Source organism: Paenibacillus ginsengarvi, assembly GCF_003626695.1.
Taxonomy (GTDB): domain Bacteria; phylum Bacillota; class Bacilli; order Paenibacillales; family NBRC-103111; genus Paenibacillus_AB; species Paenibacillus_AB ginsengarvi.
This window is the reverse complement of record NZ_RBAH01000006.1, coordinates 84,413-96,606: the sequence shown is the minus strand read 5'-3', so window position 1 is coordinate 96,606 and position 12,194 is coordinate 84,413. Positions and strand designations below refer to the sequence as shown.

The window sequence follows — 12,194 nt, the reverse complement described above, 5'->3', positions numbered from 1 at the left end:
TCACCCACCCTTTTCTTCTTGCGAAAAATGGTTACAATTACACGACCGCCCGGTCGAACCGGTGCGGCACCCGATGCTGCCCGGCATACTGGTCGTCGTCCCTCTCTTCGGACAACGCCTCCGTCGGACAAGCTTTGACGCATTTCAAACAGCCCTTGCAATACTGGTAGTCGATACCCTGCAGAAACATTTGCGGCCGGCCCTTCTTGTCCGGCAGTTCGTCCCAGACGAAGCAAAAGTCCGGACACACATTGTCGCACGCCGCGCAGTGTATACATTTCTCGTCGTCGAACTGCGGCATCATCCCCGCCCGGGAAATGCTCAAATCTTTCAAAATGCTGTTGCCGGGATTCGTAATGACGCCCCCGAGCGGCTGTGTCTCAAAACCGAGCACAGGCGTGTCCTGACGGACAAAAGCCGGCATCGTCTCGCCTTCCGGAAGCGCGAACGTCTCGAACACGACCTCGTTGTAACCCCTTTCAAACGTCCGGAGCGCCGGCTGGACCGCTTGCGGATACTTTTTCTCCAGTGACTTGCGGATGACGCCCTTCATAAATTCCGCATCCAGGAAAGGGCATAGCCGGAACAACGCCCCGAGCATCGCCATATTGACCCTGTTTTGTTCCTCGAGCGCAATCCCGATCGCATCAACGACGGCGATCGTACCGCCCTTCAGCTTCATTTTCTCCTTCAGCTCCGCCGTCGATTTCACGGAATTGACCAGCACCAGGCTGTCCTCGTAAATACCGCTGATCACGTTGACCGTCTTGGACAGCGACTCGTGAAAAATACCGACCACGTGGGGCCGCTCAACGGGCGACGTGTCGCGGATATTCGTATCCGGTTCACAAAAGCGGATATGCGCTTTTACGGCAGAGCCTTTTTTCTCCGAACCGTACGAAGAAAAGCTGACTCCGTTCAGAGCGGCCCCCATGACGCCTGCTTCGGCCAGCATTTTGCCGGCCAGGTTGGCGCCAAGGCCGCCGATCGACTCAAGACGGATCTCGAAAAAACCGAGCTCATTCACTTTTGGCAAGGAAACCATTGAAGTTTTGCTCCTTTCGGGATGAATGCGGCGACTCTCGGATGTAATCTGTGTCAATTTTCTGTCTAATTTCATTGTAACAGCAATTACGCCGTCAGCAATCTTTTTTTCCGAATTTTCGCGCAAACTCGTCATAACGTTTATAATGAATGTGACGACGAACGGATGACTCAAAAGCTTGCCGCTTCGGCGCCGTTATGCCGAATAGGCCGCAAACGACCGCAAGAAAGAGGAGTTCACGTGTCCTACCTTCCGCAATATATCGACCATTATCCGAATATGAACACCGCTTTTCCGCTGCATCTTTCGATCAACCGGCTGGGAAGCGGATACCCTGCGCACCGCCACGATTATTTGGAGCTGTCGTACGTCACTCAGGGCGAAGGCACGGAGACGATCAACGGCGTGACGCACCGGATGACGCCCGGCACGCTGTCGTTTATACAGCCGTACCAGATTCACGAGCTGTACACGGAACCGGGCAACACGCTCACTTTGTATAATATTCGGTTCAGTCACGGACTGTTCGCCGAAATGGAAGGCAAAACGGAGCTGCAGCGGCTGCTCGTCGGCTCCGATCCGTCGCTTCCTTCCTACCATACGTTCGAGAAGGAGCAGGCGGATGCCTTGAAGCGTTCGTTCGACGAGCTGTATAACGAATATAACGGAAGCGAAAGCTGGAGACGGCTGAAAATGAAAGTGATCCTGATCGACATTTTGATCGGCTTCGACCGGAGACGGGAGCGGACGGCGAAGGTGAGGGAGAAAGAAGGAGCGGAAGCAGGCGTCCCGGGCAAAAGCTTGTATTTGGACATAATCTGGTACATCCAGCATCATTTCAAGGAGGAGCTGACACTGAAGGCGGTTGCGGACCATTTCCGCATCGCCCCCGCTTACCTCAGCTCGCTGTTCAAGAAAAAGGCGGGACGAACGTTTCTGGACCATCTTCACGACGTAAGGCTCCGCCATGCATGCGGCCTGTTAACCTCCACGGACATGAAAGTGTCCGATATTGCGATGGAAGCCGGCTACGGCTCCTACAACACGTTCTCGCGCATATTTCGCGAACAAAAAGGCACGACTCCGAACGATTACCGCAAGCGGCCCGGAGGAGGATGATTCCTCTCCTCCCGGGCCGCTTGCCGGCATCCGTAAGCCGTGCAGCTTTGTGTGTGATTATTCGATTCCCGCCGCGGCGAACAGGCGGTCATACTGCTCCTTCGTCCGCGCAAGCAGCTCTTCCGCAGGCTCCTGCGGCGGCTGCTGGGTGAGCACCTCCTGCGAGGCGGAGCCGGTATAGCCGGTTTGCTTCAGCGCCTTCAGGAAGCCGACCAGATCGATAACGCCTTCGCCGGTCAGCAGTCGGCCATTGTCAAGCGCTTCGTGAACCGGGACGTTCGGGGCATCGTTCAGATGCACGTGAACGATCTGCTCGGCGCGAAGCCGCGTAATATGTTCCGTTCCGAGTCCGTTCGTGTACCAGTGGTAGCAATCGAGCAGCAAGCCGACGTTCGGCTCGCCGATCGCCTCGATCATGTCCAGCGTATCCGCCATCGTCCAGATGAACGGATTTTTCCAGCGCGTCCGCAGATGGTGCGGCCCTACGAATTCAAGGCCCAGACGGATGCCGTAGGCTCCGTAGATTTGCGCGCACAGGCGCAGCCTGCGGATTGCCGCCGCCATGAACGGCGCAGCCGGCTCGTCGGTCGAAGGCAAAATATATGTCGTGCTCGACGTGCAGCCGAGCTGCTGCGCGAGCGCCGCATTTTTCATCAGAGTCGGCAATCCGCTGCGGAACTCCTCTTCCGTTGTCCTCCATTGAACCGGCAATCCGATCGAGCCGATGACAAGGCCGTGGGAACGAAGCAGCTCTGCCGCACCGTCCACCCCGCGACCGTCGACCAGGCCCGCCACATCGATATCCACCGATTGAAATCCGTACTTCGACGCCAGCGCAATAAACTGCTCGGCGCTGCCGACATTCCCAAGCCCTGCCCGGGTCAGACCACGCAAAATTGCCATTCGTTTACGCTCCCCTTTCGTGATAACCTGCTTATCTCAGGCCTTCCCAGTCGAGCTTCACTTCGCTGCCCGTGCGGGACGACTCGTAGATCGCGTCGATGATCAGATTGTTCGTCAGACCGGTAATCGCCGAAGGAAGCGGCTGTGTCCCGTTTAGCACGCAATCGAGGAAATGGCGGCTGAGACGGATGCGCGGCCCTTCGTCGTTCGCAGGCGTCTTCAGCGCAACTTCCATGTCGCGGTCGAACGCTTCCGTCAAAAACTTGCCTTCGGCGCCGCGAATCGAAGCGCCGCCTTCGGAGCCCATCAGATGGATAAACGGCTTGCTGTCCGTGTCCATATGCACCGCCCAGCTCACTTCCAGCGTTAACGTGCTGCCGTCCTCCATCCGGATCAGCGCCGTGCTGAGATCCTCGACGTCCCACACGCCGTTCCAGTTCGGCGTACCCCACGTGCCGATGCCTTTTTTCTTCGGCCCGAACTCCGCGTATACGGCGCCCGATACGGCAACCGGCTTCGGATCGCCCATCAGATACAGCGCGAGGTCAAGCATATGCACGCCGATATCGATAAGCGGGCCGCCTCCCGACATGTCCTTGCGCGTAAACCAAGTGCCCCAGCCCGGGATGCCCTTGCGGCGGTACCAGCCCGTTTTGGCCGAATAAATGCGGCCGAGCGCGCCGGCTTCCGCTTGCTTCTTCACTTGCAGCGGCACCCAGTCCCAGCGCATCTGGTGCGACACCATGAGCACGTTGCCGGTAGCGCGCTGAGCGCGAACGATCCGCTTCGCATGCTCCGAATCGAGCCCCATCGGCTTCTCCAGCAGCACGTGCTTGCCCGCTTCCAGAGCGGCAATCGCCAGGTCCGCATGGAATTTATTCGGTACTCCTATAATAACCGCGTCGATATCGCGATTTTCGATCAGCTTCTCCGGGCTTTCTTCAACGACCGGGATGCCGAACTGTTTCGCCCGCGACTCCGCAAGCGGTTTGGCAACGTCCGTAATGGCCGCGATTTCGCATAGATCCGCCAGCTTGCTGAATTCCCCCGCATGGACAGCCCCGATGTTGCCGGCGCCGATAATGCCCAGTCTGGTTTTCCGACTCATTTTGTATACCCCTCTCCTCATGCGTTAGGCATGTTTTAGCGTAGCTTTTCACGATAAGTATAAGGCAAGCCCGGCCTGAATACGTTTCATTTTTTTAACTCGTTGTCCCAACTTTTAAGACATTCGCCGAAAAAAAAGCCCCTCCCTGCTGCGGGAAGCAGCGAAAGAAGGGTAGTTCGGAGCGAAATCGCGGCTTCGTGCCGGTTTTCCCGCTTGACTTACTTCGAGTTTTTGAGCAGTACCTTTTCCTCTTCGATCTGCTTGTTCGCAATCTCTTCCTGCTCGCGCATGACGGTGTTGATGTCGTCGTTTGTGATCACGAGCCGTTTCGTGATCGCCCCGAGACTGGAAATGACGATTGCGTCGAATTCGGTCGGCGGATTCAATTTGGCCGATTTCGTTTTGAAAATGCCGGCGATGTTTTTTCCTTTGAAGCTGCCCAGATCGGAAGCGTATTTCTTCTGCATTTCCGGCGTGTTGATAGCGGAAATTTTGCCTTTGGCGGTAACGATCGACTGCACGTACTCGGAAGTCAGGAACTGGATGACGTCGAACGCCTGATCCTTATGCTTGCTCGTATCGGATAGCATCAGCGCCTGAATGTCGTACTCGCGGCCGGTTCCGAGCGAATCCTTGAAATTCGGCAGCGATACGATATCCCAATTGAACACCGTGCCTTTCTTGAACGCATCCTCCAGCTTGATCGAGGTGCCGCTGGCCCAGCCGGGCAGCATCGCTACGCTCTGGAACTTGATGAAGCTGTCGTCTCCCTTGCCGTACTCCTCGGCCGGAACGTTGTTGTTCGGAATGTTGTTCGTATCGCGGATGAGTTGGAAGACTCGCTTCCAGCCGTCCGTATTGATGGAGGCCGTCATATTCGCCGGATTGACCCACGGCAGAGACAGCGCGGAGCCGAGATGGCGGGCATCGGTCACTTCCAAGCCGCGGAATTGCTTGCCGCCGTCAACCCTCGCGATTTTGCGCGCAAGCTCCAGCGTTTGCTCCCAATCCATGCCGTCCTTCGGATACGGCAGGCCGAATTTGTCGAGGATGTCCTTGTTGTAGAACAAGGCGCCGATATTTTGCGAGAACGGAATCGCCACCAGCTGTTTCCCCGCGTCGTAGCTTCGGATCGTGTCGATCGCCTGCGGATCGAAGATGGACAGGTCGACGTTTTTGCTTTTGACGAAGCTGTCGAGATTTTGAATCAATTTCAAATTTTGCAGCTCGCGGAATTTCGGATTGGCCGTGTAAATGATGTCCGGAAACGTTCCTGCGGCAATGAGGTCCTGCGGCTTCGTCCCCGTACCGTCCCTGACCATCTTCAAAGTGACGTAAGGCATCTTTTCCGCCAGCGCTTTGACGAAAATATCGAACTGCTCGTCAGATAAGCTCGATCCGGTCTGGTACATCGTCAAAGAGACGGGTGCGGTGTTTTTCTCTGTCCCGGCCGGTTTCGCCCCGTTGTCCTCCGGCTTCGTACCTGTTCCGCCATCTTTGCCGCATGCCGTCAGCGCCAGCGACAAACTCAGGACGACCGCCGCGCTTGCGCGGTAAAACCCTTTTTTCTTCATATCCATAGTTACGATCCCCTTATCGAATGGTATTTGCTAGTTTTCCGCTTTAAGCTTTCGGGGCAAGCCGGTCGTACCGCCATACCTGCAATTGCGGCCGGATAAAGCCGCCGTCGCCGGCAACGACAAGAGCGAATCGGCTGTTTCCGTCACCCGCTTCCGCTGCTCGCGCCGCACACATGGCGATTACGTTCGTTTTCGTCGGAATGGCGCAGCGGTCATTGCCCGTCACGTTCCACAAATAAGCCGTGCCGGCATCGCCCAGCAGTACATGGCCCCCGCCCAGGCAAACAATCTGTGTCTGTTCCGATCCCTCTAGCTCCCCTTGCAAGGTCGCCCGATGCCGTCCGGGGGCTGTCTCCGTCTTGCACGCCAATTCGTAACGATCGCCATCCTTGATAATTGCCGCATAGTCCTTACCGTACGCATCCCAGCAAACGGCATGGCGTTCGAGCACGATCCATTGTCCGTCCTTCATGCCGTACAGCGTGCCGCTGCCCGAAGAGGCGATCATGCCGCTATCGTGCGCCTTCAACCTCACAATCGGCTCCGGGAACGTATGGATTAGCTTTTGACCGGAAACAGGGGCGTAAGCGCCATCCTCCCGCTTTGCCTCCATCGCGTACAAGCCGCAGCCTACCGCCGCCCACAGAACGCCGGCCGCATCGTAAGCAACACATGCCGCGCCGTCCTCCAGCTCCGTGTACCGCCTGCTCTTCATATCGACCGGCTCTCTCGCAAACCGCCACAAATCGCGGGTATCCGCCCGGAACAGCTTGGCATCCGCCGTATAAGCCGTTTCCCCCCGGCCGATCGCTACGCTGTTTACCGGCGAGCCTAGATGCAGGGTGCCCAGAATCGCCTCAGCGTCAGCGGAAACCTCCCACAAATACCCGTCGCTCGCGGCAACGAGCCAGCGGTCCCTACCCATGTGCGCCATACCGGATGCGGAAGGGATTCCGTCACCCAGCGGGCATATCGCCTCGCAAACCGGCAGTTCGCTGTCGTCGGCGGCCTCCGCTTGCACCTGTGTCTGGGATAGCGCTTTCCGTTTCGCATCGACCAGTTCCAAGGCGGAACCCGGAAACGCCCAATCCGCCTCAGGCAAAATCCGGCGCTGCCGGTGATCAAGCGTTTGGACCCGAACGCCGTCCCCCGCTATGTCGATCACCCGCGACAGCCGATCGCCGTCTCTGGTAGCCGAGCCATGCACCCCCGTGATGAAAAACGTCGTTCCGAAACGGTTCGTCTTCGAGTCCGGATAGCCGTGCCCCAAATGGTAATGGGCGGAAAACCAGAGGACGATTTCCGGCGTTTCGCGCAAAAGGCGGTGCCAGCGCAGCGCATCGTGATTTTGGTCCAGATAGGCGTTCGTAGCGCGCACATGCACGCCGGGCACCGTCCGAAGTCCGCAGCCGATCGGCGGGGCGTGCGTGAACATGATCACGGGCACGCCACTACGCTCCTGCAATTTCGCGGTCAGCCACGAGAACTGCTCCTCCGACACGTAGCATTCCTGAACGTGATAGCAGGAATCGTCCGGCTGCGGATCGGTGCTGACGAAGAAGAGTCGGAAGTCGGCTTCCTCGATGACGCCGTAACCGGCAGACTGGCCAAACAATTGGATCAGCTCGCGCTCCATCGTACCGTGCTCCTGCCCTTTGCCTCCCGATTCCCGCTGTAAATCGTGATTGCCCAAAATCGCCCGCAGCGGCTTACCGATCCGGGACAGCAGCTCGTGGGACTGCCTCAGCCCTTCCGGTCCGCCGATCAGCCGATTGCTGCCGAAATCGCCCAACGGCACGACGAGGTCCGGCTCGCATTCGCGGATATCGTCCATACACTGCGCCGACCAGTCCAGTTCGGCCTCATTCAGATGAAAATCGCCCAGCACTACAATTCTCAATTCCGATCACTCCCACTCGCCGTCTTTTCGTACATTTGTCTCTCTCTGTTTGGTTTGACAAAGCTTTCCGCTTCGCCTTGCACTTTTCGACCTTCGCCCTGCCTTTCGGCCGGTACTCGGCCCCGATCGCCCCCTGGCTTAAATACATCCCCTCTTCGATAAAATGATCGATATCGATCACATTTTCTTGTATATATTCAGTTTATATGGTAAAATGATCGTTGTAAATGATTGTTTTCGATCATTATTTGGAGGATTACGATGAACGAGAAGCGCAAACAAGCAGTTCTTCATTTACTGCGTACTAACGGCTTGATGAGCGTTACCGATCTGTCCGAGCAGCTAGGCGTTTCCATCGTCACGATTCGCCGAGACTTGACCGAGATGGAGAATCTGGAGCTGATCCGCCGAATTAACGGAGGCGCGATGCTGCCAATTGCGCAGACGGCTCCCGCAGAGACGTCGAAAGACCCGTACCGGCAGCACAAAAAAGCGATTGCCGAAGCGGCAGTCGCTCTAATCCGACCAGGGGACACCATCTTTATCGATTCGGGCTCGACGAACTACCAGATTGCTCAATTGATGTCGTCTTTATCCGATATTACGGTTATTACGAACGGACTCGAAATCGCCTATCATCTTTACCGCCACCAAAAAAACATAACGACCTTCGTCTGCGGCGGAACGACCGGCCCGATGCATCCCGAGGCGGGCATCGTCGGCCCGCTGGCGGAAAAGCTGATCGCCCAGTTCCGGGCCAATATCGCCTTTATCGGCACGTCCGGGATCGATAGGAAGATCGGCCTCACCGTCCCTTACCTGCTCGCGGCCAGCATCAAAACGATGATGATGGAAAACGCCAGCCAAGTGGTGCTCGTCTCGGATCACAGCAAATTCGGCAAAGTGCATTCGGCGTTCGTCAGCCCGCTGTCCAGCATCCATCATCTGATAACGGACAAGCTGGCTCCAGCGGACGATATCGCTTCTTTGCGCAGCGCCGGGATGCAGGTAACGCTTGTTTGATCCGGCGCTTGAGGCGGACGCTCCGCTGCTCCGTTCGGCCAAGCCGCCTGCCGGCCATCTGCCAGTGCTGGAGCTATCGGACCGTGTATAACCGTGCGGAAACTGCATCGTTCGGCGGCATCCTCGCCTTCGCGAACACGAACGGCTCGGCGATGCCGGCCGCCGGAGCAATAAGAGTCTTCTGGGCGTGTTATATCAGCCAAATTCAGGGAACCTGCAAGGATAGCAGCCTTTAGGGCTGCTATTTTGTGCCAAAACCAGTATTTGTGGCGATGGTGAATGGAATAACAGTCCCAAAAGCACTCTATTTTTCCAACATGAAATGTCTACGGAAAATAGAGGGTTTAAAGGACCGCTATTGTGTACGCAGCAGCAGAGATACCCTGCAAGATGTGCCGGAGCGGCCGCATGATCCGGGAACATCCCGATTGGCACACAAAAGGACCTCAATCTCACCGCCGCAAAGCGGAAGCTGAGGTCCTTTTCCTCGCTGCAATCGGTTTTAGCCGGGACCGGGACCAGGAGCAGCCTCAGCCGTCTCCCCGCACTTCCCGCACTTCCCGCGCTCAGGCAAGCGCTTCGCGCACGCGCTCAAGCTGCTCAGGCTCCAGCGTTATTTTACCCGCAGCCGCGTTCGATTCCAACTGCGCGGCAGACGTGGAGGACGGGATGATCGGTCCCATGCCGGGCAGCGTCAGCATATAGGCCATGACGAGCTGATTGATCGCAATCCCCCATTCGCGCGACAAAACGGCAAGCCGGCTCAGCTTGTCCGCCGTCGCGGCGTCGATCGACGCATCCCCTTCGTCGTAACGGCGATCTCCCGGACCGACGGCGGCGGCGTCCAAATAACGGTCGGTAAGCAGCCCGCGGGCGAGCGGACTCCATGGCACGAAGGCGATCCCGTTTGCGGCGCAGTACCCGAGCACACCCGGCCTCTCGTCCTGTTCGCCGTCCAGAACGTCGAACTGGTTTTGGACCGCTGCGATACGGCAGCGCACGGACAGAGCGGCGGACTTTTCCTTGTACAGTTCGAGCTGCTCCTGAGTAAAGTTGCTCACGGCAAAATAGCGGACTCTGCCGTCGCGGACCAAATCCTCCACCGCGGCAAGGCTTTCCTCGGGCGGCGTATCCGGATCGAAGCCGTGGAAGTAGAGCACGTCGATCCAATCGGTCTGCAGACGCTCCAGAGAAGCATCCACCGATGCGATGATATTCGAGCGGGACAAGCCGCTATGGTTCGGCGTCGTGCCGTCCATGCCGCCGAACAGCTTCGTCGCCAGTACAATATCGCGCCTGTGGACGCTATTGGCCCGAAACCAGCGGCCGATCACACGCTCCGAATTGCCCGAGGCGAAGTTGTACCGGTTGGCCGTATCCCAGAACGCGACCCCCAGCTCAAGCGCTTTGTCGAAAATGGCGAAGGCTTCCCGTTCCCCCACACGCGAGCCGTCCCCGGTTTCCGGAAAACCGATCTTCCAGGTGCCGAGTCCGATATTCGAGACGCGCAGTCCTGCATCTCCCAGCCTCCTATAAGGCATGCCGCGATATTCGGTCGTCTTGAACGGTACGTTGTACAGCGCCGGATTCGGCGTTAAAGCATCCATTATCGCACCCTCCTTACGGTTCGAGGTTGTATTACACCTGTATACACACTCTATTATCCTATTACTCGGCGCCGGTGGCAACCCTCGTTTCATCGCCCGTCCGGCATAAAATACTCGTCTGACGCCTCCCGAACAAAAAAGACCGAATCACGTAGACTCGGTCTTTTTTCCTGTAGCGAGATAATGGGAGGGAGGTCGGCCCATGATGCGCGTGAAAGCTTTGCTGAACGACTGAACCGTTTCATAGCTTAGGCGCGTCGCGATTTCCTGAATGGACAGGTTGCCGTATTTGAGCATTTCCAGCGCTTTTTCCACCTTTTTTTGGTTGATATAGCGCTGCAGCGTCATGCCGGTTTTGTCCTTGAACGTATGCGACAAATATGTATAGCTGTACCCCAGCTTCTCCGCGATCGTCCCGATCGATTTCAACTCGTAAATATGGCTTTCGACGTAACGGATGACGGAATACACCGTATAACCGACAGAATGCGGCGATTTGTGCGCGACGTAAACAGGAGCTCTGCCGCTTGTTTCCGTAAAGGCGCGGTAAGACAGGACGATAACTTCCTCCAGATAATTGCGAATCATCGTGCGTGAAAACGGCTTTTGCGCGTAAAACTCGTCCATGTTGCGGAGAAACGGACTCATCAGCCCGAACGTGTCCTTCGCATGATGGTACGGCGCGGATTGCAGAAAAGTATGGATGGCCGACATCTCCTCGTCCGCCGTTTCGTTAAACTTGAAGCCCATGTATACGAAACGCAGCAAACTCGCTGAATCCGTGCGAATGGCGTGTTTGTAGCCGACAGCGTTACATATGATATCCCCTTCGCTGACCGGAATACACGTATCGTCGCTGTAAAAAAAACCGCTGCCTGAAACGATGTAGCTGAGCTCCAGACAATATTGCAGATGCGGTTTAATCTCATAGCCGCGTTCGCAGCAAATTTCCCCGATCTGGAACAAAACGATGCTTCCGAACGTCGATCCGCCCTTGGGAAACACATTGTCGAAATGAAACAAACATCCCGCCCGATCTTCTCGCCCCATCTTCTAGTTGCCGCGAGGGAGCTCGATCCACTGATAAGGCACGGCGGCTGCCCGAATGCCGTGTTCGATAATCGTCATGATCGCGATCGTTTCCGCCGGATCGACCGCAGGCTCCCCGCTTTCGAAAAACCGCACCAAATCGGCGATAAACGAGCCGAAAAAGTCCGATTCCGCCCGGACTGCAGCACTCTTGCCCGCCGCCCCGTAATGAACGCTCAGGCTGAATGGTGCGCCTGCGAAATGATGAATGGCCGCTTGCCTGCCGCCGGCAAAACCGATCAGCCAGGCTGGCGTGCGCTCCGTGCCGATAAACATGACCCGCTCCGCTTCGCTGCCCAAAAGCGAAACGATCGGCTCGATCTGGTGAATGGAATAGTTGGCGAAGGAGCCAGGCCCGACGCTGTTAATCATGTCGATGCCGGTTTTGTCGAGTTTGCCGTATTCCGCTGCATACCGCAGAGCGGAGGACGAAAATAGCGGCGTGCCGTGCTTCTCCGCCAGCTCGAACAGTCGCTGCGCGATCGCCTGGCTCGGCGCGAACGTTTTGTCAACGTAGGTCGGCTTGCCGGATCGCAGCGGCAGCTCGGCCAGCTCCTCATGAAACTGCGGGTGATCCGGCGACAGCACAACCAAGTAATCGCTGCGGTCAACGACCTCCTGGATGGAGCCAAGCAGCTCGACACCATGGTCCGCACACCAGGCGGCATTTGTCCGGCCGTTCGGCGAATCCGTTAAGGCATACGCGTAAGCGACGTTCATTTCCCCATTTGACGCCTGCCGAATCCATTCCGGGTATTTATTCGCGTGCCATTCGTCCAGAAAGTAGTCGATGAACCCGATCTTTTTCATGGTATCCCTC

10 protein-coding genes are annotated in these 12,194 nt (G+C 57.0%); 2 read left to right on the top strand and 8 right to left on the bottom strand.

Going from position 1 to position 12,194, the window contains the following annotated elements; translation table 11 throughout:
• Positions 1-37: 37 nt before the first annotated feature.
• Complete coding sequence (locus tag D7M11_RS10265; RefSeq protein ID WP_120747114.1) at positions 38-1,045, bottom strand: 2-oxoacid:acceptor oxidoreductase family protein; 1,008 nt, start codon at positions 1,043-1,045, stop codon at positions 38-40.
• A 240-nt stretch (positions 1,046-1,285) separates the two neighbouring features.
• Here D7M11_RS10265 and D7M11_RS10260 point away from each other — a divergent pair, with 240 nt between their 5' ends.
• Positions 1,286-2,164 (top strand): AraC family transcriptional regulator, encoded by an 879-nt coding sequence (locus D7M11_RS10260; protein WP_158606548.1) that lies wholly within the window; start codon positions 1,286-1,288, stop codon positions 2,162-2,164.
• Between the two features lie 57 nt (positions 2,165-2,221).
• Here D7M11_RS10260 and D7M11_RS10255 read toward each other — a convergent pair whose 3' ends face one another.
• The 4 genes from D7M11_RS10255 to D7M11_RS10240 form a co-directional block, all read right to left on the bottom strand.
• A complete protein-coding gene (locus D7M11_RS10255) occupies positions 2,222-3,061 on the bottom strand; it encodes a sugar phosphate isomerase/epimerase family protein (RefSeq protein ID WP_120747290.1) in 840 nt (279 codons plus the stop codon).
• A gap of 37 nt (positions 3,062-3,098) precedes the next feature.
• Positions 3,099-4,175 carry a Gfo/Idh/MocA family protein gene (locus D7M11_RS10250; protein WP_120747112.1) on the bottom strand — a complete coding sequence of 359 codons (1,077 nt, stop codon included), beginning with the start codon at positions 4,173-4,175 and terminating at the stop codon, positions 3,099-3,101.
• 218 nt (positions 4,176-4,393) lie between these two features.
• Positions 4,394-5,755, bottom strand: coding sequence for an ABC transporter substrate-binding protein (locus D7M11_RS10245; protein ID WP_120747111.1), 1,362 nt, complete (start codon positions 5,753-5,755; stop codon positions 4,394-4,396).
• Positions 5,756-5,798: 43 nt separating this feature from the next.
• A complete protein-coding gene (locus tag D7M11_RS10240) occupies positions 5,799-7,655 on the bottom strand; it encodes a metallophosphoesterase family protein (RefSeq protein WP_120747110.1) in 1,857 nt (618 codons plus the stop codon).
• A 261-nt stretch (positions 7,656-7,916) separates the two neighbouring features.
• Here D7M11_RS10240 and D7M11_RS10235 point away from each other — a divergent pair, with 261 nt between their 5' ends.
• A complete protein-coding gene (locus D7M11_RS10235) occupies positions 7,917-8,678 on the top strand; it encodes a DeoR/GlpR family DNA-binding transcription regulator (protein WP_120747109.1) in 762 nt (253 codons plus the stop codon).
• 566 nt (positions 8,679-9,244) lie between these two features.
• On the opposite strand, the gene D7M11_RS10230 is transcribed toward D7M11_RS10235, so the two are convergent.
• The 3 genes from D7M11_RS10230 to D7M11_RS10220 form a co-directional block, all read right to left on the bottom strand.
• On the bottom strand, positions 9,245-10,285 hold the full coding sequence (locus D7M11_RS10230) for an aldo/keto reductase (RefSeq protein WP_120747108.1): 1,041 nt from the start codon (positions 10,283-10,285) through the stop codon (positions 9,245-9,247).
• Between the two features lie 147 nt (positions 10,286-10,432).
• On the bottom strand, positions 10,433-11,335 hold the full coding sequence (locus D7M11_RS10225) for an AraC family transcriptional regulator (RefSeq protein WP_120747107.1): 903 nt from the start codon (positions 11,333-11,335) through the stop codon (positions 10,433-10,435).
• A gap of 3 nt (positions 11,336-11,338) precedes the next feature.
• On the bottom strand, positions 11,339-12,184 hold the full coding sequence (locus D7M11_RS10220) for a Gfo/Idh/MocA family protein (protein WP_120747106.1): 846 nt from the start codon (positions 12,182-12,184) through the stop codon (positions 11,339-11,341).
• Between the last annotated feature and the right edge of the window lie 10 nt (positions 12,185-12,194).